This window comes from Halomonas heilongjiangensis (assembly GCF_002879645.1).
In the GTDB taxonomy this organism is placed as follows: domain Bacteria; phylum Pseudomonadota; class Gammaproteobacteria; order Pseudomonadales; family Halomonadaceae; genus Halomonas; species Halomonas heilongjiangensis.
Map to the genome: position 1 here is coordinate 13,519 of NZ_PNRE01000086.1, position 20,137 is coordinate 33,655.

General features: G+C 63.4%; 19 protein-coding genes and 2 pseudogenes. 4 read left to right on the forward strand and 17 right to left on the reverse strand.

Features of this window, described 5'->3' with window-relative positions; all coding sequences use genetic code 11:
- Positions 1-38 precede the first annotated feature (38 nt).
- From C1H66_RS18500 to C1H66_RS18565, 12 genes and pseudogenes are all read right to left on the reverse strand, one after another.
- Entirely contained in the window at positions 39-1,007 is a 969-nt protein-coding gene (locus C1H66_RS18500; RefSeq protein ID WP_102629351.1) for a branched-chain amino acid transaminase, read from the reverse strand.
- Positions 1,004-2,146 (reverse strand): class II histone deacetylase, encoded by a 1,143-nt coding sequence (locus tag C1H66_RS18505; RefSeq protein ID WP_102629352.1) that lies wholly within the window; start codon positions 2,144-2,146, stop codon positions 1,004-1,006. Before C1H66_RS18505 ends, C1H66_RS18500 begins: the two co-directional genes overlap by 4 nt.
- Positions 2,143-3,084, reverse strand: coding sequence for a bifunctional Delta(1)-pyrroline-2-carboxylate/Delta(1)-piperideine-2-carboxylate reductase (gene lhpI / locus C1H66_RS18510; protein ID WP_102629353.1), 942 nt, complete (start codon positions 3,082-3,084; stop codon positions 2,143-2,145). Before lhpI ends, C1H66_RS18505 begins: the two co-directional genes overlap by 4 nt.
- 1 nt (position 3,085) lies before the next feature.
- Positions 3,086-3,442, reverse strand: coding sequence for a RidA family protein (locus C1H66_RS18515; RefSeq protein ID WP_102629354.1), 357 nt, complete (start codon positions 3,440-3,442; stop codon positions 3,086-3,088).
- Positions 3,443-3,505: 63 nt separating this feature from the next.
- Entirely contained in the window at positions 3,506-4,540 is a 1,035-nt protein-coding gene (locus C1H66_RS18520) for a histone deacetylase family protein (RefSeq protein ID WP_102629355.1), read from the reverse strand.
- Between the two features lie 27 nt (positions 4,541-4,567).
- Entirely contained in the window at positions 4,568-5,845 is a 1,278-nt protein-coding gene (locus C1H66_RS18525) for a TRAP transporter large permease (RefSeq protein WP_102629356.1), read from the reverse strand.
- Positions 5,842-6,387 carry a TRAP transporter small permease gene (locus tag C1H66_RS18530; RefSeq protein ID WP_102629357.1) on the reverse strand — a complete coding sequence of 182 codons (546 nt, stop codon included), beginning with the start codon at positions 6,385-6,387 and terminating at the stop codon, positions 5,842-5,844. The genes C1H66_RS18525 and C1H66_RS18530 overlap by 4 nt, the downstream gene beginning before the upstream one ends.
- 90 nt (positions 6,388-6,477) lie before the next feature.
- Positions 6,478-7,551 carry a TRAP transporter substrate-binding protein DctP gene (dctP, locus tag C1H66_RS18535; RefSeq protein ID WP_102629372.1) on the reverse strand — a complete coding sequence of 358 codons (1,074 nt, stop codon included), beginning with the start codon at positions 7,549-7,551 and terminating at the stop codon, positions 6,478-6,480.
- A 162-nt stretch (positions 7,552-7,713) separates the two neighbouring features.
- A complete protein-coding gene (locus C1H66_RS18540; RefSeq protein ID WP_102629358.1) occupies positions 7,714-8,493 on the reverse strand; it encodes a helix-turn-helix domain-containing protein in 780 nt (259 codons plus the stop codon).
- Positions 8,494-8,571: 78 nt separating this feature from the next.
- Positions 8,572-8,835 carry a hypothetical protein gene (locus tag C1H66_RS18545; RefSeq protein ID WP_240618395.1) on the reverse strand — a complete coding sequence of 88 codons (264 nt, stop codon included), beginning with the start codon at positions 8,833-8,835 and terminating at the stop codon, positions 8,572-8,574.
- A 286-nt stretch (positions 8,836-9,121) separates the two neighbouring features.
- Positions 9,122-10,024 (reverse strand): annotated as a pseudogene (locus tag C1H66_RS23300) (IS3 family transposase); the annotation flags it as partial.
- A gap of 123 nt (positions 10,025-10,147) precedes the next feature.
- Positions 10,148-11,593 (reverse strand): aminotransferase-like domain-containing protein, encoded by a 1,446-nt coding sequence (locus C1H66_RS18565; protein ID WP_102629362.1) that lies wholly within the window; start codon positions 11,591-11,593, stop codon positions 10,148-10,150.
- Between the two features lie 148 nt (positions 11,594-11,741).
- On the opposite strand from C1H66_RS18565, the gene C1H66_RS18570 reads away from it, so the two are divergent.
- On the forward strand, positions 11,742-13,196 hold the full coding sequence (locus C1H66_RS18570) for an NAD-dependent succinate-semialdehyde dehydrogenase (RefSeq protein ID WP_102629363.1): 1,455 nt from the start codon (positions 11,742-11,744) through the stop codon (positions 13,194-13,196).
- Between the two features lie 88 nt (positions 13,197-13,284).
- Here the strand turns inward: C1H66_RS18570 and C1H66_RS18575 are convergent.
- From C1H66_RS18575 to C1H66_RS18595, 5 genes and pseudogenes are all read right to left on the reverse strand, one after another.
- A pseudogene (locus C1H66_RS18575) lies at positions 13,285-13,457 on the reverse strand (transposase domain-containing protein); the annotation flags it as partial.
- 141 nt (positions 13,458-13,598) lie between these two features.
- Positions 13,599-14,357, reverse strand: a complete 759-nt coding sequence (locus C1H66_RS18580; protein WP_102629364.1) for an IclR family transcriptional regulator — start codon at positions 14,355-14,357, stop codon at positions 13,599-13,601.
- An 87-nt stretch (positions 14,358-14,444) separates the two neighbouring features.
- The gene (locus C1H66_RS18585; protein ID WP_102629365.1) at positions 14,445-15,722 is read right to left on the reverse strand and encodes a TRAP transporter large permease; all 1,278 of its coding nucleotides are present in this window, start codon (positions 15,720-15,722) and stop codon (positions 14,445-14,447) included.
- Between the two features lie 11 nt (positions 15,723-15,733).
- Complete coding sequence (locus C1H66_RS18590; RefSeq protein WP_170064183.1) at positions 15,734-16,294, reverse strand: TRAP transporter small permease; 561 nt, start codon at positions 16,292-16,294, stop codon at positions 15,734-15,736.
- 15 nt (positions 16,295-16,309) lie between these two features.
- Positions 16,310-17,536, reverse strand: coding sequence for a TRAP transporter substrate-binding protein (locus C1H66_RS18595; RefSeq protein ID WP_205738696.1), 1,227 nt, complete (start codon positions 17,534-17,536; stop codon positions 16,310-16,312).
- Positions 17,537-17,751: 215 nt separating this feature from the next.
- Between C1H66_RS18595 and C1H66_RS18600 the strand changes: the two genes are divergently transcribed.
- The 3 genes from C1H66_RS18600 to C1H66_RS18610 all read left to right on the forward strand — a co-directional run bounded on the left by C1H66_RS18600 (position 17,752) and on the right by C1H66_RS18610 (position 20,125).
- Positions 17,752-19,383, forward strand: a complete 1,632-nt coding sequence (locus C1H66_RS18600; RefSeq protein ID WP_102629367.1) for a GMC family oxidoreductase — start codon at positions 17,752-17,754, stop codon at positions 19,381-19,383.
- A 195-nt stretch (positions 19,384-19,578) separates the two neighbouring features.
- Entirely contained in the window at positions 19,579-19,794 is a 216-nt protein-coding gene (locus tag C1H66_RS18605; protein WP_102629368.1) for a hypothetical protein, read from the forward strand.
- A complete protein-coding gene (locus tag C1H66_RS18610) occupies positions 19,787-20,125 on the forward strand; it encodes a tripartite tricarboxylate transporter substrate-binding protein (RefSeq protein ID WP_102629369.1) in 339 nt (112 codons plus the stop codon). The genes C1H66_RS18605 and C1H66_RS18610 overlap by 8 nt, the downstream gene beginning before the upstream one ends.
- The last annotated feature ends 12 nt before the right edge of the window (positions 20,126-20,137 follow it).

A 20,137-nucleotide genomic window follows, 5' to 3' on the forward strand; every position in this document is an offset into this window, starting at 1 on the left:
AAGCCGTCGGTCATGCATCGGGGAGGCGAGGCTTGGCCTCAGGCGGGCGTCAGCCAGTTCCGGAACGCCACGAGATCGTCGCCCAGCTCGCCGCGGGTCACGCGCCGGTAGAGGCGCTGGAGCCGTGCGGTCACCGAGCCCTCGGCGATGGGGCGACCCGGCGGCGGGGCCCCGGCCCGGGCCCCGATATGGCGGCCGTCGAGCTCGCGCAGCGGCAGGAGCTCGGCGGCCGTGCCGGTGACGAAGGCCTCGTCGGCGGTGTAGAGCTCGTCGCGGGTGATGCGGCGCTCGCGCACCTCCAGCCCGAGCGCGTCCCGGGCCAGGCGGATCACGCTGTCGCGGGTGATCCCCTGCAGGCAGGAGGTGATCTCGGGCGTATGCAGCACCCCATCGCGCAGCAGGAACACATTGGCCGCCGAGGCCTCGGCCACGTAGCCCTCCGGGTCGAGCATCAGCGCCTCGTCGAAGCCGGCCTTCACCGCCGTGTTGAGCGCCAGCATGGAGTTGACATAGTGGCCGTTGGTCTTGGCCCGGCACAGGCTGATGTTGACGTGGTGCCGCGACCAGGACGAGGTCAACGCCCGCAGCCCGATCGACGCGGCCTCTGGGGAGATGTAGTCGCCCAGGTCCCAGGCGGCGATCATCACGTGCACGGTCAGGCCCTTGGCCCGCAGCCCCAGCCCCTCGGCGCCGAAGTACACCGTGGGCTTGAGGTAGGCGTTGGCCAGGCCGTTCTTCTTCAGGCACAGCCGCTGGGCCTCGATCAGCTCGGCCTCGCTGAAGTCGAGGGGCATGTCCAGGGCGTGGGCGCTGTCGGCCAGCCGCCGGGTATGCTCGGCCACCCGGAACAGGTGGGTGCCCCGTTCCCCGTGATAGGCACGCACCCCCTCGAAGCAGCCCATGCCGTAGTGCAGGGTGTGGGTCAGCAGGTGGGTGCGGGCGTCGCGCCACGCCAGCCACTCGCCGTCGTGCCACAGCCAACCGTCGCGATCGTAGAGCGGCGTCATGCTCGTGTCCTCGTGTAGCCATCGCGCCAGCCGTCGATCAGCAGGCGCTGGTGGGGCTGCAGGTCCTGGTAGGCCCAGGCGGCGATCTCGTCGTTCTGCGGGTCGGGCACCTCGATCCGGCTCTCGGCCAGCACCTGGATCGCCGCATGGCCACACAGCGGTGCATAGCCCTCCGAGTAGCCGCCCTCGTGGACCAGCACCAGCCGCCCATGGCAGATCCGCTCCGCGAGCGCCTTGACCTGCCGCGTCATGGCGGCGAAGGCGCCACTGTTGAGCAGCATCTTGCCCAGCGGATCCTTGGCACAGGCGTCGTAGCCACAGGCGACCACGATCAGCTCAGGGGCGAAGGCCTCGATCGCCGGCAGCACCAGCTCGGTCATGGCGTAGTCATAGGCGCCGATGCCGCAGCCAGGTGGCAGCGGCAGGTTGAGGTTGGTGCCCTCGCCCGCCCCCTCGCCCTGTTCACCGAAGGCGCCGGTGTCCAGCGGGTAGTTGCCGGCCTGGTGCAGCGACACCGTGAACACCTCGGGGTCGTCGTAGAAGGCCGCCTGCTGGCCGTTGCCGTGGTGGACGTCCCAGTCGAGGATCGCCACCCGTCCGACCTGGCCCAGCGCTCGGGCACGCATCACGGCCACCGGGATGTTGCCCAGCAGGCAGAATCCGCGTCCCCGATCGGCCTCGGCGTGGTGACCCGGCGGACGACACAGCGCATAGGCATTGGCCAGTTCGCCGGTCGCCACCGCCTCCAGCGCGGCGATGGCGAGGCCCGCCGAGTGCCGCGCGGCCGCCAGGCTGCCCGGCGTGTAGGGGGCACAGTCGCCCCCATCGCCACCGCGCGCCCGGTCCCCGGCCTCGAGGGCATCGAGATAGCGCACCGTATGGAAACGCTCGAGATCCCGGCGCGAGGCCGGGGGCGGCTTGCGCACCTCGAGCTCGTCGATCAGCCCCGAGACCTCGAGCAGGTTCTTCAACCGCCGCTTGCTCTCGGGACTCTCCGAGGCGGGCTGGGGCTGGAGGAACGCCCCCGGCGCCGAGAAGACCCCGATGGCGCCGGGGTCGTGCCAGAAGCAGCGCTCATGCCAGAAGAACCCGGCGGCCGGCGCTCCGGCGGCCGGCGCTCCGGTGCGGCCCGCCGTCATGAGCGCGCCGCCAGTTGCTCCCAGACCTCGATGGCGGCGGCCAGGTCCTCGAGCGAGGCGCCCACCGACTTGAACACCGTGATCGCCTCGGCCGACGACCGCCCCGGTCGCTCGCCCCGCAGCAGCTCGGCGAGCTCGGCGCGGATCTCGTCGAAGGCGAAGGCGCCCTCGTCGATCGCCTGCAGGATGTCGCCCGCCTCGCCCTGCGCCCCGGCGTAGGTGTCGACGAACACCTCGCCGCGACGCAGGCACTCGGCGTCGGTCTCGCGCATGGTCGGCCGGAAGGCCCCGACCAGGTCGAGGTGCGTGCCGGGGGCGAGCCAGTCGCCGAGGATCAGCGGCTCGCTGGAGAGCGTCACGCAGCTGATCAGGTCGGCGTCACGGGTGGCGGCCTCGAGATCGGTCACCGCGGCGCTGTCGAAGCGATCGGCGTAGTCGGCGGCCAGCCGCTCGGCCTTCTCGGCATGGCGCCCCCAGATGCGTACGCGCCGGATCGGGCGCACCGCGGCGTGGGCCTCGATCACCATGGGCGCCAGCTTGCCGGTGCCCACCACCAGCAGGGTCGCGGCGTCCTCCCGGGCCAGTTCCCGGGCGGCCAGCGCCGAGGCCGCCGCGGTACGCCGCCGGGTCAGCTCGCTGCCGTCGAGGCAGGCCAGGGGACGCCCGTGGGCGCCCTCGCTGAGCAGGTAGACGCCCGAGATGGCCGGAAGGCCGTGGTCGGCGTTCTGGGGGAAGACGTTGACCATCTTCACCCCGATATAGCCGGCGTGCTCCCAGGCCGGCATCAACAGCATGGTGGCCTCGCCATCGGGGCGCTGCATGGCATGGTGATGGCGCGGCGGCGACTCCACTCCCTCGCGGAAGGTCGTCGCCAGGCGCTCGACCAGCGCCGTCCAGGGCAGCGAGGCGGCCACCTGGTCAGCCGTGATGATGCGCATGTCAGGCCTCCGGCACCGCCGCCGTCACCATGATCTCGACCTTCCACTCGGGCCTGGCCAGCCTGGCTTCGACGGCGGCCCGCACCGGCGGACGCCCCGGCACCACCCAGGCGTCCCAGGCGGTATTCATCTGGTCGAACTCGGCCATGCTGGTCACCCAGACCTGGGCAGAGAGCAGGTGCTCCCTGGAACTCCCGGCGGCCGCCAGCAGGCGGTCGATCTTGGCCAGCACCTGCTCGGTCTGGCCGCGCATGTCGGCCGAGGCGTCGTCCGGCACCTGGCCGGCGAGGTAGACGGTGCCGTTGTGAACGGCGGCCTGACTCATGCGGGTGTTGCTGTCGTGATAGTTGACGGTCATGGCGTTGCTCGCTTTGCAGTGGATGGGCGTTACGGAAGCAGGGGTTGCGGATCGAGGTACCTGTCAGGCACCGGTGAAGCCACCCATGAGGGCGGCCAGGTTCTCGCTCAGGTGCGCGGTGGGGTAGCCCCCCTCCTGCACCAGCACGCTGGGCAGGCCGATGTCGGCGAGCCGCCGGCCCACCCGGGTGAAGTCGTCGGTCTCCAGCGCCAGGCCGGCCAGCGGGTCGGCCTTGTGGGCGTCCAGGCCGAGGGCCACGACCACCGCCTCGGGACGGAAATCGGACAGGCGCACCATCAGGCGGTCGAGATGCTCGAGGAAGACCTCGCCGCCGCTGCCCAGCGGCAGCGGCAGGTTGACGTTGGCGCCGAGCCCCTCGCCCAGCCCCTCCTCGTTGGCGCCGCCCCAGAAGAAGGGGTAGAAATCGGCCGGGTCGGCGTGCAACGAGCCGGTCCAGACGTCACCGCGATGGTAGAAGATGTCCTGGGTGCCGTTGCCGTGATGCAGGTCCACATCGAGGATCGCCACCCGTGAGAAGCGCTCACGCAGCACGGTGGCGGCCAGCGCCGAATTGTTGAGGAAGCAGAAGCCGCCGGCCCGCTCCGGCCCGGCGTGGTGTCCCGGCGGGCGGCACAGCGCATAGGTCGCACGGTCGCCGGCGAGCACCGCCTCGGCGGCGGCTTCGGCCGAGGCGGCGCTGGCCAGGATACCGGTGAAGCTGTCGGCGGTCATGGGACAGGCCATGTCGTGCATGTGCCAGCCGACCCGGCCCACCGGGTGGCGGGGGTAGTGGTGCCCGCCTCCACAGGGGTGGACATTGGGGGCGACGATCTCGGCGGCATCCGGCAGCTCCCGCCAGCGGGCGTGAATGGTCTCGAGGAAGTCGAGATAACGCGGCGTGTGGATCCGCGCCAGCCGGGCCCGCAGGGTCGGGCTGTCGGCATCGGTCGGTGGGGTCAGCGAGAGCCCCACGCGGGCGAGGCCGTCGGCCAGCAGCTCGGCGCGGAGCGGTCCCTCCGGGGAGGCCACTGCCCGGCCGCGCAGCAGGAAGGTGGGCGGCGCATGACGTTCCTGGTCGGGGTGATAGAAGAGCTTCATCGCATCGCGTCCTTGTTCGACCTCGCCTCAGCGCAGCAGCGAGGGAATCCAGGTGGAGAGTACCGGAAACTGCGCCAGCAGCAGGATCACTGCCACATAGGCGAAATAGAACGGCAACGAGGCGATGATCGCCCGCTCGTAGGGCACCTCGGCGATGCGCGCCGCCGTCATCAGTGTCATCCCCACCGGTGGCGTGACGTTGGAGATGTTGAGCACCACGATCATCAGGATAGCGAAGTGCAGCGGGTCGAAGCCCAGCTGGATCATGGCCGGCACCAGCACCGGCGCCACCACCACCAGCGCCGGCAGCACGTCCATCACCGTGCCGATCAGGATCAGCAGCACGCAGACCAGCATCAGCTGCAGGAAGGCGGAGTCGCTGACGGTGGTGATCAGCCCCGCGGCGTCACGGGCGATGCCGGAGCGGGTGACGAACCAGCCGAGCACCGCCGAGGTCGCCAGCAGGAAGAACACCACCCCGGAGAAGCGCACCGTCACCACCAGCGCCTGCCACACCTTGTGCCAGCTCAGGCTACGATAGAAGAGCGCGCCGATGGCCAGGGCATAGACGGCGGCGAACCCGGACGCCTCGGTGATGGTGGTGAGCCCCGAGAGGATCCCGCCGAGGATGATCAGCGGCACCAGCATCGCCGGCAGCGCCGCCAGGAAGGCGAAGATCGCCATCTTGAACGGGATCGGTGCCTGCTTGGGATAGCCGCGCTTCCAGGCCAGGAAGAAGCTCACCGCCAGCAGCGCACCGGCCATCAGCAACCCGGGTATGATGCCGCCGGCGAAGAGGTCGATCACCGAGATGTCCCGCAGCAGGGTCGCGTAGACCACCATCACCACGCTGGGCGGGATGATAGGACCGATGATCGACGAGCAGGCCGTGATGGCCGCCGCGTACTCGGCGTCGTAGCCCTGTTTCTTCATCTCCGGAATCATGATCTTGCCGATGGCCACGGTATCGGTGATGGCGGCGCCGGTGAGGCCGGCGAAGAACACCGACACCGAGACGTTGACGTGTGACAGGGCACCGCGGACGCGTCCGAACAGGGCATTGTTGAAGGCGATCAGCTTCTGGGTCAGCCCACCCTGGTTCATCAGCTCGGCGGTGAAGATGAAGTAGGGCACGGCAATCAGCAGAAAGCCCGACACCCCCGAGAACATGCGATCGGCGATGATGCCGAGCATGCGCTCGCCCCCCAGGGTATAGCCCCCCACCAGGCCGGACATGGCCATCACCACGGCGACCGGGGCGCCGATCAGTAGCAGGACGACGAAGGCGACGATCGCGGGCGTCATGAGCGCTCCTCCAGGTCGGTGGTCTCGATGAGCTCGTCGATCATCGTCTCGTCATCGATGAAGTGCTCGAGCAGCGCGAAGCCCTGCACCAGGTGCAGCAGGATGATCACGCCGGACAGCGGTACCACGATGGCGGTGAACTTGCTGTGAATCTGGATCTGGTCGGAGACCATGTAGACCTGGGTGGCATTGAGGAAGTAGCCCCAGCCGTACCACACCAGCAGCGCCGCGAAGAGCGCGATCACCGCCAGGCAGAGCCCGGCCGCGACCTGCAGCAACACCCGCGGCAGGCTGCGCACCAGCAGGGTCATGGCCACGTGCTCGCCGTAGCGCAGCGAGATCGTCATGGAGAGAAAACCGATCCAGGGCAGGAAGAGCCGGGCCAGGGAGTAGGTCCAGGTCAGGGTGCTGCCGGTGGCCAGCTTGTAGACGAAGGCGGTGAACGAAATGCCCAGCATGGCCAGGATACACACCACGCAGAGCACGATGGCGACCTGATTGACGCCATCGCTGAAGCGACGCAGGGGAGCAAGCGGACTCATGGAGGACACCCGTGACGGCTGGATCCCGGCCGGGTCGCGACCCGGCCGCCCGGAAAGCGGCAGGAGAGGCACATCCCCTGCCCCTTCGCTTCACTGACCGTAGATGCGGAAGTCCTCGTCGGCCACCTCGTTGCCGACACGCTCCACCTCGGCGAGCAGCGCCTCGACCCGCTCGGCGTCCATGCCGAAGTCATCGACGATCCACTCCTGCCAGGCCGGACGCGCGATCTCGGCCATGCGCTGACGCTCCGCTTCGGGCATCAGGTAGCAGGTCTCGAAGCGTTCGCAGGACTCCACCCAACTGGCGGTGGCCAGGGCGCCGGACATGCCGTGGCTCACCTCGATGGCCTCCCGCGCCGAGGTGATGACGACCTGCTGGTACTCCTCGGGCAGCTCCTGGTACCAGGCCTCGCTGATCATCCAGGGGGCGCTGTTGTAGACATGCCCGGTCAGGGTGGTGTGGTCGGTGACCGCATCCAGGTTGAAGGCGGTGTTGATGACGGGCGCATTGAACTGGCCATCGGCCAGCCCGGTCTCGAGCGCGGTGATCAGCTCTCCCCAGGGTAGCGGCGTGGCCGAGGCGCCCAGCGCCCGCATGACCGCCACATGCGCGGGGTTCTCCTCGGTGCGGATGTTGAGTCCCTCGAGGTCCTCGATGGTCTCGATTGGCCGCACGTTGTTGGTGAAGGCCACGAAGCCCCCGCCGTCGTCGAAGGTTCCCAGGTAGCGCATGTTGGCCGCCTCGATGGTGCCGGACATGAAGTCGGCAAACCATTCGCTGTCGTAGAAGGCCCAGGCCTGGCGCCAGTTGGTGAACAGGAAGGGAGCGGTGACCATCTGGTAGTCACGGTAGAAGGAGGACATGGCGCCGGTCGACATGATGGTGGACTGCAGCGTGCGTCCGGCCTGCACCTCCGAGCCGGTTTCCACCTCGGAGCCGAGTTGCCCCCCACCGAAGATCGACACTTCGAGATCACCGTCGGTGCGCCCCTCGACCAGGTTCTTGAAGTGCACCAACGCCGGGTAGATCTCGTTGTTGGTCATGCTCTCGGGGAGCAGCGTGGCGATCACCATCTCGTGGGACTGGGCCTGCGCCTGGGTGCTGGCAACGGCCAGCGGAAGGGCCGCCAGCGCTACCATGCGGGGCAGCATCGTCTTGTTCATCATCCCTCACCTCTTGTCGTTCTTGTGGCTTGCGGGGCATCGCCATGGGCCGGAACCGGCCGATCGATTGACGACGACTACTCACTATGAGCCTAGAACGCCGGCGACGGGCCTGCTTGCCCCCGACTGCGGGAGATTTGCCCGGGGCTCGTCAGATGAGGCTCAGCGGCTACGACGGTCGAGGGAGGGCGCCACCTGGAACCGGCGGCGATAGGCGCGCGAGAAGCTGCCCTGGTCGCGAAAACCCACCAGGGCAGCGACATGCCCCAGACTCAGGCCACTGTGCCGGACCAGGGTGCGGGCATGCTCGAGCCGGCGAATCTGCACATGGGCCAGGGGCGTGGTGCCGGTCAACTCGCGAAAGCAGGCGTGGAAGTGGCCGGGGCTCAGGGCGCAGAGGGCGGCGAGCTGCTCGACCCGGATCTCGTCGGCGAGGTGGCGGTCGATCCAGGCATCCAGCCGCGCCAGATCGAGGCGCTCGCTGGCCCGCCGAGTCAGCCACGGCCCGCCCGGCCCGGCCATCGGCAGGTCATTCAGGTGCAGGTAGAGGGCGCGCAGCAGTAGCGCCGCGATCTCGCTGTGCAGGGCCGGGCACTGCCCGAGCTGCTGCATCAGGGTACCGGCGAGTGCCTTGAGCCGTGGCGACACGGTGAAGAAGCAGGGCTTCTCGAACAACCCCTCGATGGCCTCGCCGTCACGCAGGGCGGGCAGGCTGGACAGGGGAATGTCGAGCACCAGGGTGCGGTTGCAGCCGTCCCCCTGGTACTCGTGTCGGCTGGTGCTGGGGATCAGGCAGCCGCGGCTGGCGGTGATCCGCTCACCCCGCCCCTCGATGGCGAGCTCGGTGACGCCGCAGGTCGCCAGGATCAGCTGGTGGTGGTCGTGGGCATGGGCCACGTGTTCCCGGCTCAGGGTACGAGTTCGAAGATCGAGGAACGACATCGGGAGCTCTCGGGGTCCGCACCGCCGGGGATGGACTCTCTACCATAACCCCGGCGGCACGAAAAGCAACCGTCCGCCTCAACAGCGGCCCTTCTTGGCCTGCCCCGGCGGACAGAAGCCGCCGCGGCGACGATCGTCGTAGTAGTAATGCCGCTCCACGCGACGATGGCGATGGCGGTCGTAGTAGCGGCGGTCGTCACCACGATAGTGACGATGCCCACTGTAGCCGTCGATCTCGATCAGCGGCTGGGACTGCACGCGCGCGGGAGTATAGCTGCAACCGGCCAGGGTCAGGGTGCCGGCCACCACGGCGAGCATCAGCAGGCGCATGGGAGTCATCATGGCGAATACCTCGCAAGGTAATGAACGGGTCATGGCTCCCTTCGTTCCCGGCCCGGCACGCCTCTCGACACGGGCTTCGACCGTGGCTGCCTCTATGGGCGGGGCGACTCGGGCCTTATTACTTAACAAACACTGTTTTCAATCAGTATATCCACCACCCGGGCCTCGCCAAGCCCCGAGCAAGGAAAGATCGTGCAAGGTCAGCAGCGTCCCTTCTTGGCCTGGCCTGGGGGGCAGAAACCGCCGCCACCACGGGAGTAGCCGCCGCGGTCGTCATCGATGACGATCAGTGGCTCGGACTTGATACGGGCAGGCTGGTAGCTGCAACCGGCCACCAGCAGGACAGACAGCAGTGCAATGGGCAGAGACAGCAGACGCCGGGACATGGAACTCTCCTTGTGTAGGGGGCCCTTATTCTAGCGAAGTGGCGCCCCCTCACCCATGTGGCGTTCGGGCGACATTGCTGTCGCAACAAAGCGACCATGGCCTCCGAATCTGGGACGCGCGATATTACCAGCCCATTAGTCTGCAAGTGGACCCATTCCGGGGTGGCGAACTCAACGGCCTCCAGGTGCCGCCATGGCCCGCGTTGGCGAATCACTTCGTCTTGAACAACCCAATCACCGTCTCGGCCAGCGCGTTGTCGTACGAGTCGCCGACGCTCCCGACAGAGGGTTCGATGCCAGCATCTCCCAAGCGCTCCGTATAGCGTTTCGAGAAATATTGTACGCCTCTATTGTGGGTGCGGGGTGTGCGGGAGACTCGCCAGCCGATGATCCAGCGGGCAAAGGCGTCGATGACGAAGGCGACGTAGACGAAGCCCTGCCAGATCGCGACGTAGGTGAAATCCGACACCTACAGCGCGTTGGGTTGGGCTGGCTGAAACTGCCGTCGAACTATGTCTGCCGGCAGGCCTTGTTGGGGTCGTCCGCACTCGCTTGCCTCTGACCACGCCGCGCAGCCCCATCTAACGCATCATGCGCTCGACCGTGCAGCGGGCTGCCGGAATGGCTTCTCGACGTAGCTGACGCCAGACATTGCGGATGCCATAGACGCCAAAGTTCTCGTCCCAGACGCGCTGGATCTCGGCGCTCAGCCAACGATCGCGCTGGACTCGGGGCGGAGCGCGGTCAGGCCGGGCTTTTCGGGCCTTGTGCTCGTAGTACGTTGACGGGGCGATCGGCAGGATACCCCCCTCCTTTCTGCCCTCCATACACAACAATTGACTATATCTCTGGACAGGGTAATTGTCGCTCTATAAAGCCAACGAGATAGCAGTGAGCAAATCGGTCACGATCGTCGGAATGAGCGGTCACGTTCGCCGGAATACGCAGACCTGCAGGCAGCGAGTCAAGACGTCGCGAAGACGTGAGGCTTCTGCTGCCAGTGTCCGCCCTGACAGCATGCCGACTCCAAGAATGAGACCGCTGCGAGGGTCATTCTCGGCACAGAACGGGCTCAGCGGACGGGTGATGAGGTGGGATTGCAGGAGTCTGCTGGCGATGCGCTTGTCATCTACTTCCTGTGCGAACTGCACGCAGAGGCTGATCGAGTGGCTTGGCGGCGAGACGTGAATCACACCAGGCACCTGTATCAACTGATCGTGCATCACCTGCTGGCGGGCCAGATAGTCGCGCTGAATGTGTCGGTACCAGGCATCCAGTTCCCCTTTGGCGATGAACTGGGCCAGGGTGGCCTGGTCCAGCAGGCGCCCTTCACGAAAGACCTCGCTGCGCAGCTGGTTGAGCGGTGCCACCAGCGCCTTTGGAGCTACCAGATAGCCCAGGCGCAGGCCGGGAAACATCAGCTTGGAGAAGGAGCCGACCAGCAGATGGTGGGCTGAGCGGCTGTCGAACATCAGGTTGGCGCCATCCTCGCCGGTGAACTCGTAGTCATCCTCCAGCACGAAATCAGGGCGTAGGCGAACACAGAGCTCCTGCCGCTGCGAACGCGAGGTGGGAATACTAAGCGGGTAGTGATGTGAGCCGGTGAAGTAGGCCAGCCGGATGGGGTGAGACGAGCGGCGCGGGGCATGCCCCGTCTCAGGGTGCCAGGCTATGGACTCGACCGTGGCGCCTGTGGCTGCAAAGATAGTTCTGGCTCCCCAGTAGCAGGGAGACTCCATCAGAACATGGTCTCCCGGGTCGGTCAGTGCGAGAGAGCACAGTTCGATGCCGTTGTGCGTCCCTTCGGTGATGATGATCTGATCTGTGCTGCAGTCGAGGTGGCGCCAGCGCCAGAGGAAGTCGCGGATCGCTCGCTTGAGTGGGCCATAGCCGCCGCTGGAGTAGGAGAGCAGCAGGGCGTTACGAGGCACGGTGACGCTGGCATACAGCTGCCGCCACTTAGCCATGGGAAACTGGGTGATGTCGGGAATGCCGGGCATAAAGGCGCCGCTCTGGATCTGGCTGGCACTGCGCGTGTGCAGCACCGCTTCTGCCCGCTTCGAAAGGCGCGGTGTCGGCAAGGGAGAGACGCTGTCCGGCCGCGAGGTCGGGTGGTGCGTCCAGGTGCCCTGTCCCTGCCCGGTCACGATGTAGCCCTCGTCCATAAGGCGCCGCATGGCCTGGGCAAGGGTATCGCGTGCAACTCTCAGCTCTCGGCACAGGGTGCGGTGGGGGGGCAGCCGGCTGCCGTCTGGCCAATCATGGAGGATCGCTAGGCGCAGGGCCTGCTCGACTCGTACGCTCTTGCCCAGGCGCTCGGGCTGATGATGGAAACGTTCCAGCAGCGGTGAAAGAGGGGCAGTGGGAGGCATGGGGCGGGCGAACTGGCATGAAGGAAGTGCGTTGGATTATGGTCCGGCACTACGGATTGGTCCAGTTGGCCTGAAAATTGGTCCATAGGGCGCAGTCCGGGTTGCTGTTAGGGTGCTCCTCGATACCAACAACAAGAGGAGATGACCCATGACGCTGATCGATTCGCTGCTGATTGATGGCACCGCTGCTGCTCTGGTAGGCGGGCGTTGGCATAGCGGCAGCGCGCGCTTCCCCGTGATCAACCCGGCCACGGGGGAGACGCTTGCTCAAGTGGTGGACCTGGGCGCGGACGAGGCGCGTGAGGCTGTCGCTGCCGCCCATGCCGCGGGTGCCGATTGGAAGAAGACAACGGCCAAGGAGCGCGCCTCCCTGCTGCGCGCCTGGTTCGAGTGCATCCTGGCGCACTCCGAAGCGTTGGCCGAGTTGATGACGCTGGAGCAAGGCAAGCCGCTGGCCGAGTCACGTGCCGAGGTTGTCTACGGCGCTAGTTTCATAGAATTCTTCGCCGAGGAAGCCAAGCGCATGGCCGGCGAAACGCTGCCTTCTCACGGTGCCGACAAGCGCCTTCTGGTCCTGCGTGAGCCGGTAGGGGTGGTCGCAGCCATTACGCCCTGGAACTTCCCCATGGCGATGATTACCCGCAAATGTGCCCCGGCCATCGCCGCCGGCTGCACGGTGGTCATCAAGCCGGCCGAGGCCACGCCGCTGACCGCTCTGGCGCTGGCCCGGCTGGCGCTTGAGGCTGGGATTCCGGAAGGAGTGATCAACGTGGTGACCGCGGCCAGCCCCGCGGCCGTGGGCGAGGTGCTGACCACTGATTCGCGGGTTCGCAAGGTCTCCTTCACCGGCTCCACGCCGGTGGGCAAGGCGCTGCTGGCCCAGTGCGCCAGCACCGTCAAGAAGACCGCCATGGAGCTGGGCGGCAATGCGCCCTTCATCGTCTTCGACGATGCCGACCTGGATGCCGCCGTGGACGGGGCCATCGCCTCCAAGTACCGCAATGCCGGCCAGACCTGCGTCTGTACCAATCGCTTCCTGGTTCAGGACGGCATCCACGACGCCTTTGTCGAGGCGTTGGCGGAGCGTGTCGCATCGCTGCAGGTGGGGGACGGACGTGAGCCGGGCACGGTGATTGGTCCGCTGATCAACCAGGCCGCTGTCGACAAGGTGCAGCGCCATGTGGATGACGCCGTAGCCAAGGGCGGGCGCCTGCTGTGCGGCGGCCACCCTCACCCTCTTGGCCACAGCTTCTACGCCCCCACGGTGATTGCCGATGTGACCACTGAGATGTGCGTTGCTCAGGAAGAGACCTTTGGCCCGTTGGCATCGGTGTTCCGCTTCCGTGACGAAGAAGAAGCGATTGCCATGGCCAATGACACCCCCTTCGGGCTGGCCGCCTACTTCTATGCCCGCGACTATCGCCGCATCTGGCACGTCATGGAGAGGCTGCAGTACGGCATGGTCGGTGTCAATGAGGGGTTGATCTCTACCGAGCTGGCTCCTTTTGGGGGCGTGAAGGAGTCCGGTCTGGGCCGTGAGGGCTCCCATCACGGCCTTGAGGAGTTCACCGAACTCAAGTATGTCTGCGTGGGTGGTCTCTGATCTTCAAGCAGGAGTCTCATCTATCTTTTTTCTCAGCAAGGATTTTCTCATGTCTCGTAACCGTACGCCGATCACCCTTCTCGAGTGATCAGTCATCCGGCTGCCAGTGTTGAGGTAGCAGTTTGTGGATCTGGCTGGCCTTCTGGGTCGGCAGCTGTTCTAGCACGCCCTTCAGGTAGGCATAGTGCTCATGGCCATTCAGCTTGGCCGACCTGGATCAGGCTCATGATGCTGGCCGCGCGGGCCACTGCGCAGTGACCCGCCGGCCACGACTTCATCGAGGAACGCCCGATAGTCGTCGACCGTTGCTCTGTCAAACTCGGGGGGCAGTCTCGGCGTCTGCTGAGGCATACATACCGCTAATACCGAGAAAAGCCCGGGATCCCTCACCCTGATACGTTGCTAGAGAATTTCTTCGAGCTCAGCAGCAACTTGCCGCATTAGCGGAGCCCTCTCGAGAAGCGATTCAATGGAATGGCGAAGGCACGGGGCATGGATTCCCACGGTGGCTTGTATATGTCCCACGCGATCGTAGATGGGAACCGCAATGGCGACCATGCCCTGGATGAATTCCTCACTATCGGTACTGAGCCGATCCCTGGCGATCTGACTAAGCTGTTCCTCCAAGGCAGAGATGGAGGTGAGAGTATAGGGAGTATGGGCCTCCAGCGACAGGCTCGACAGCAGGGCGCGGCGCCGGTGGGGAGGCATTAGGGCGAGAAACAGTTTGCCACTAGCGGTGCAGTGAAGTGGCAGGCGCGACCCGGGGGGCAGCTGGATGCGCACCGGCCAGTTGGTTTCCACGCGGTCGTAGTAGAGCAGTTCATGACCATCGAGCACGGTCAGGTTACAGGTTTCGCCGACCTCCTTGGCCAGGCGCTCCAGTAACAGGTGACGCGGTGCCTTCAGGCTTTCGTTGGCCAGCGTGCCCATGGCCATTCTACGCAGCCTGGATCCGGGCAACAGATGGCGTCCGTCCAGATCCCGTGTGATCAGCTGCTGTTCTTCAAGCTGCTTGATCAGGCGATGGATCGTCGGCTTGGGAATGTCCAGCCGCTTGTCAAGATCCGCTGCACTGATGCTGTACTCGGCCGTGGCGATCTCCTCGAGCAGGCTGATCGCCCGAGAGAGTGTGCTGTTGGTGGACGTGTCTTTGGACATGGGCTTTCCTTACGACGAGCTTCCAAAGGATGCTGGACCCGATGATAGCGCAACAGACCCTTACGGGCCTGCTGCGCCGCAGCGCTGTCAGAGGTTGACCAGGAACATGGAAAGTGGCGCCCATAGGGATATCGCGATCCAGCAGAGTATCAGCGCGAAGAAATAAGGCAGGACGAATCGCACCAGCTTTATGTAGGGAATGCCTGTCACGCTGCTAGCCACATAGAGGTTAAGTCCGAAGGGAGGGGTGACGAAGCCAATCGCTGCCCCTACCAGAAAGATCACAGCGAAGTGAATCGGATCGACACCGACACTCTGTGCAATGGGTGCCAGGATAGGAGCAAGAATGATAGTGACGGGTAGACTTTCCAGGATCATGCCCGCCATCAGGATGATCAGCATACAGGCGAGAAGCACCATATAATAACCACCCAGACCTGTTAGCAGGTTATTCAACATGGCGCCGACGCCAAGCACGGAAAGAAGTTGCTGCATGACGACAGAGATAGCGATCAAGGGTGCCAGCATGCCAGCGATCTGTCCCGAGCGCAACATGATGAAGGGCAACCGAACGATACTGATCTCCTGGGTGATGAGAAGCCCTGCGATCAAGGTGAAGCCAACTGTAATGGCTGCGGCTTCTGTCGGTGAGAACTTGCCGGAGTAGATCCCATATAGCACGACGCCAATGGTGGCAAAGCCCAGGTAAGCCCTACCCGCAAAGCCGGCACTCTTCTTGGCGCTGAAGGAAGTCAACTTTCCCCAGCCATGACGCCGTGCCACCAGATGGCAGGCGATCATCATGCTCAGTACCATCATGGCGCCAGGGATCATGCCCGCGATGAAGAGGTCACTGATCGACAAATTCATCATGAAGCCATAGACAATGAAGATAATGCTGGGTGGAATGATGATGCCGACGGTACCTCCAGAGGCTGCGGTAGCCGCCGAGAAACGCTCATCGTATCCATTCTTCTTCATCTCTGGCTGCATGATCGAGCCGATAGTCGCCGTAGTCCCGGCGTTGGAGCCCGAAATGGCGGCAAAGAGCCCACAGGCACCTAGCGTCGCCATCCCCATGCCTCCGCGTAACCATCCAAGCACCGAGTAGGCGAAATCCGATAATCGCTTGGCGATCCCCGCTGCATTGATCAGGTCGCCAGTAAGAATGAATAGTGGTAGTGCGAGAAGACCAAAGAAACTCAGCCCCTGGAACAGAGTGACTCCGATGTTGGCCAAGGTGAAGTCGATGATGATGCTGACACCCACCACCCAGAAGCCGAGAACCAGGAAGACTGGAACCCCAAGCAGGAAAAACAAGGTGACACCCAGTGTCACCAGACCAATCAAAGCGCCCTCAGTCATTATACCCTCCCCTAGTCCATGATAGCCGGTGTGAGATTGAAGGGCTTATTTCTCTTGAAGCGGAGACAGTCCTCAACCAGGTTCTGTATGACACGGAAGATGAGGAGTGTCCATGCCAGCGGGGTGGCCAGATAGAACCACCACTGCATGACATTGTCTGTCCCGGGCACAATCGCGAAGTTAAAGTGAGCGACCTTGACTTGCTCGCTGGTAAAGTATATGACAAGCATGCCGAAGGCGATCCATAATATCGCGTCAAGAATTTGGCATAAGAACTGCCCTGTATAGGGCAGTCTTATACGAATCTCATTGAGGGAGAGGTGGCTGCGTTGCTTTACATTGAGAGAAGCGCCAAACCACGTCAGCCACAGGAACAGCAGCACGGGTATGCTGGTGCTCCACGGGGCCTGTAGGTTGAAAAAAAATCGACGAATGATCTCCACAAAGATGATGCCTGCCATTCCTGAATAGGAAATCAGTATGATGACCTTCTCCAGATTTTCGTTGAGCCACTTCAAGGGCATGAGCAGCTTCAAGGCCAGTGTGCCATTTACCACAGTTGGGTAAGACATAGCGATCCCCTCTGGTTACCCACGCCACCAGCGCTGAGGTTTGACGTTGACGGCAGCCATATCGCGAGGAATCTCGCGTGCGATACCATGAATTTCCTTATAGATATCGATACCGCCTGCCCATCCGTTGAGCCGTTCACGCCAGCGCTCCCAAGGTTGCGGGTTGAATTCAGGCGAGCACATCTGCTCAGTCTTGTGACGTTCTTCATCAGACAAGGGGGCAAAACGCACATTGTGTTCGGCAAAGACGGTACCAGGTGCTGGGTGCTCAGTAGCGCCAATGAGCTGGTAGCGACCTGCTTCGTTCATCCCCTGGGTGAAGATCTGTGCGCAGTAGGCAGACTCCATGACTTGATCCTGGAGTTCGCTACCCAATTTCTCGAAGGCACCCAGGCTCATGGCGGTATGATCGTTTCCAGCGAAGAAGCGCAGGTCAACGGCCTGAGAGATCACCGGGGCCAAGCCGGCATAAGCCGCCGCACTCATCCAGGTTTCTGCACCGTCGAGAAGGCCCTGGCGTAGACCGTCGAGCGTTTCTTCCCAGGCAATAGGAGAAGGGTTGAGGTTCAGCTGCTCCATCGCGATGCGGCCCAGCTGGGTACCGGTGACCCGATTCCTGGTGCCGGCGAGCTCTTCGATACTGGTCACTAGCGGCTTATCTGCCCACTTCGCCCCCAACATGATACCGCGCAGTTCACAGTGCGTGAAAAGGAATTGAAGGTTATGGCGCTGACGCAGTGGCTCTCTCAATAGTGCTTCACTGCGTGGGTCGTAAAAGAAGTGGAACATGGATGCCACGGTCGGGAACATGTAGGCGAAGTCAAGAATATTGAGGTAAGGGGCTCCACCCGCCGAATTCTGTGTCGACGCAGAAAAAATGTCGACGATGCCCTGCTGGGTCTGGCTGACACAGTCCAGCTGGTTACAGACTTCGTTACTCCCCATGAACTCTACACGGATCGCACCGTTGGTGCGCTCCTCGAGATCACGTGCGAAGAACAGCTGCCCCGATTTCTGAACATCCAGGTTTCTCTCGTTGAAGCCCGCTGCTCCAAAGCGCAGGCGGTGCTTCGGTTCGGTCTGGTAGCGGCGTTGCTGCTCTTGATCGGCGGCCCGGGCCAGGGTGCTGGCCGTGAGGCCGGCACCGAGCCCTGAGGCAGCAATCAGGGTGGAGGTCAGGCCGAAACGTCCCGAGATGTTCAGAAAATCCCGGCGAGATACATTAGCAATCATTGGCTTCATGAGCAGGGCTCCCGCTTTTTTGTAGTTGGACTTGTGATGAGGGCCAGCGTGACGCTTGCCATGCGCCATGCCCAAGTGATGACCCTCGGCATCAACATAAGCAAGGTTCTTTCAGATAGCAAGCCAAAACGAGACAAAAAATTTCGTTATTGACTGATAGAAGATCTTGATCCAGTATTGATGAGACAAAATGTATCGTTTTGGTGGGTTTTCCCATGAAATCAACAACTAGCGTGCAAGTAGCTTTTGATTATATCGTCGTGGGGGCCGGTTCGGCAGGGTGTGTGCTCGCCAATCGGCTCAGCGAGGATCCTAGCGCGAAGGTCCTGCTGCTTGAGGCGGGCGGCTCCGACTGGAACCCTTGGATTCATGTGCCCGTTGGCTATTTCAAGACCATGCATAACCCTTCGGTGGACTGGTGCTATCTCACGGACCCTGACGAGGGTATCAATGGTCGTCGACTTCAATGGCCGCGCGGTAAGGTGCTTGGGGGCTCCAGCTCACTCAATGGCCTTCTCTATATCCGTGGGCAACGTGAGGACTACGACGACTGGGCCCGGGCGGGAAATACGGGATGGGACTACGAATCCGTTCTCCCGTACTTCAAGAAATCGGAATGCCAGTCGCGCGGTGAGAATGCCTTCCATGGTGTCGATGGCCCTCTTCAAGTATCTGACCTGCGACTGAAGCGGGAGATCGCCGAGCGATTCATCGAGGCTGCCAAGGCCGTGGGCATACCCGAAAACCAGGATGTCAATGGCGAGCGCCAGGAAGGAGTCGGATATTTTCAGCAAACCGCCTACAAAGGCCTGCGATGCAGCACGGCGAAGGCCTTCCTCAGGCCCGCATTGCGTCGCTCGAACCTGACGCTCGTCAAACGGGCACATTGTCGGCGAGTGCTCCTGGAGGGGAAGCAGGTAGTAGGGGTCGAGTATGATGTCGATGGCAGAACACAGCAGGCAGTGAGCCTTCGGGAGGTCATCCTGAGCAGTGGGGCCATCGGCTCTCCGCAGATTCTGCAATGCTCGGGAATCGGTAATTCTAAGCTCCTGCAGAAGGTGGGCATCACGTGCCGCCACGAACTTCCTGGTGTGGGCGAAAATCTTCAGGACCACTTGCAAGTCCGACTGGTGTTCAAGACACGCTGCCGAACGCTGAATGATGAGGTTCGCCACCCCTTGAAGAAGCTGGCAGTCGGCGCTCAGTACCTGTTCTCACGCACCGGGCCCCTGACACTGGCGGCTAGCCAAGTCTGCATCTTTACCCAGTCAAGGCCTGGTCTGGAACGCCCCGATATCCAGTTCCATATGCAGCCCCTGAGTGCCGACAAGCCGGCAGACGGGGTGCACCCCTTTTCAGCGTTCACCTCATCGGTCTGTCAGCTTCGGCCACATAGCCGTGGACACGTTCGAATTACCAGCTCTGATCCCATGCAGTATCCCTCGATCCAGCCCAACTACCTTAGCGCGGAGGAGGACCGTCGGGTGGTGGTGGATGCTATCAAGGTGGCACGTAAGATTGCTGCGGCCAATCCTCTTTCGGAGGTGGATACGAAAGAATATGCCCCCGGCAAGGAGTTCACCTCAGACGAGGAGTTGCTGGAGGCAGCACGACAATATAGTCAGTCCATCTACCATCCGGCGGGTACCTGCAAGATGGGGAATGATACCATGGCAGTGGTCGATCCACGACTCCAAGTGCATGGGTTAACAGGCCTACGTGTCGTGGATGCTTCGATCATGCCGATCATCGTTTCCGGCAATACCAATGCACCCACCATCATGATTGCTGAAAAGGCAGCAGACATGATCAAGGAGGATCATCTTGCCATGGAGAAAGCGTCTTGAAGCCGCATGCCCACCAATCACCAGGGAAACACTGCATAAATGCTTGCGGGGAAAATCGCTGCCTTTCGCGATGCTCGGGATCCTAGCCTCTACCGTATAGGCTTCGGCTCCTTCACCCCGTTCGCCTTGCGCTCCACTCCACTCACCGATTTGTTCATCACTTTCCTAGTCACTACAACAAGACGAGAGGTCGCTATGAAACCAGTGAAGCTGCGCAAGATGTCGACCATGGCGCTGGGGGTGACCCTTGCCTCGGCCCTGAGCTTCGGCGTGAGTGCCGCCGCAGTCGACTTCCCCGAACGGGGCTTGACCTACGTCAACTCCTTCAACCCCGGCGGCGAGATCGACGTCACTGCCCGCATGCAACAGCCGCTGCTGGAAGAGTATTTCGGTCAGCGCATTGATGACTAACTCTACGGTGGCGTTTCAGAACCAGGACCACTTTCGGGCGCTGGCGGTGGCCTGGGACGAGCGGCTGCCGTTTCTGGAAGACGTGCCGACCTTCCGGGAAGAGGGTTACGACGTGGTCGAGGCGATCTACCGCGGCGTGCTGGTGCCGGCTGACACTCCGGACGACATAGTGGCGACGCTGGCGGAGGGGTTCGATGCCGTGAACCAGCAGATTACGACACGGCAGCAGGACATGGGCATGTTCGTGCACAACTGGGGCCCGGAGGAGAGTGCCGAGTTGGTGGAACGCCTGAAGGGAGAGTATGCCGAGATTCTCGGTGACGAAGGTTAACGGGAAATGGCC